This is a genomic window from Ileibacterium valens (assembly GCF_001945525.1).
Lineage (GTDB): Bacteria > Bacillota_I > Bacilli_A > Erysipelotrichales > Erysipelotrichaceae > Ileibacterium > Ileibacterium valens.
In genome coordinates this window covers 1-995 of record NZ_MPJW01000220.1, presented here as the reverse complement: position 1 = coordinate 995, position 995 = coordinate 1, and the positions used below count along the sequence as shown (strand labels likewise).

Here is a 995-nt window from a genome sequence, read left to right as displayed (position 1 = left end):
TTAAGCTGGGTGGTTTGATTTCGTTTCATTTTGTCCTCCTTTTATAAGAAGGATATCAAAATAAAACCAACCAAAATTGGCGCATTTCTCGCTGCAATTATTGGTTGGTTTTACGTTAGCATTAACAACAGACGGTCGATCAGGGACAGAACTTCTTCTGCCTGACTTCTGATGGCTTCATTTCTGCTGACCAGGTTTGCTTCGATGAAGTACCTTCTTGCATGAACCCAGCAGTTTGCCAGCTTCGCTCCTTTGACCTGGGAGTATCCGCTGTAGCCGTCAACCAGCAGAGTCCCCTTAAATCCTTCAAGGAACTCAGCTGCGAATCTGCCGCCCCGTCCCTGCTGATAATCAAAAAGGACAATCGGAAACTCACAGATATCCGCTGTCCGGTACTGCCAGATGAAAGATCTGGTTTTCCTTCTCGTGACAGATTCATTGATCACCCTGAGAGTCGTTTCATCCGCCTGGATGTGAGTGCTCGCAAGCAGAATCTGTCTGAGTCTGTCAAACAGAGGAGCAAAGTAAACCTGCGAAACTGAAATGATCCAGCTGCACAGAGTTCCTGAAGAAACGCTGAACATTCCCATTTCTCTGAACATCGTAATCAGAAGATTGGTGGGAATCTGATAGAGAATCTTGAAGGCGATCGCCATGGCAAGAAATGAGGAGGAAGCCCAGCTTCCGGGCAGAAGCGGCTTTGGAGCCTCGGCCTGAACGGGAGACAGTCCGCATTCACTGAGCGGAGTGTCACTGTCAGCAGCTTTTGCATGACAGTCAGGGCAGCCGTAAGTCACACCCACATACTCAATGACTCTGAGTCTGGGAAGTTCAACCTTAAGCTCGTAACGCAGATGCTTTTCTCCAAACGGAATGAGCTCATGACCACAGTATTCGCAGAACCTTTTGTCCTCATCGAGTTCTCTTACAACCTTTTCCACATCAATACCCATGCGTTCAATCATTTCTTTCAGCGTCGATTTGGGCTTTCTGGT

General features: G+C 47.5%; 1 protein-coding gene. It reads right to left on the bottom strand.

Annotated features, from left to right (window positions below):
* Positions 1-110: 110 nt before the first annotated feature.
* The coding region (locus BO222_RS11035; protein WP_143357016.1) for an IS66 family transposase at positions 111-995 on the bottom strand (885 nt) is incomplete at its 5' end.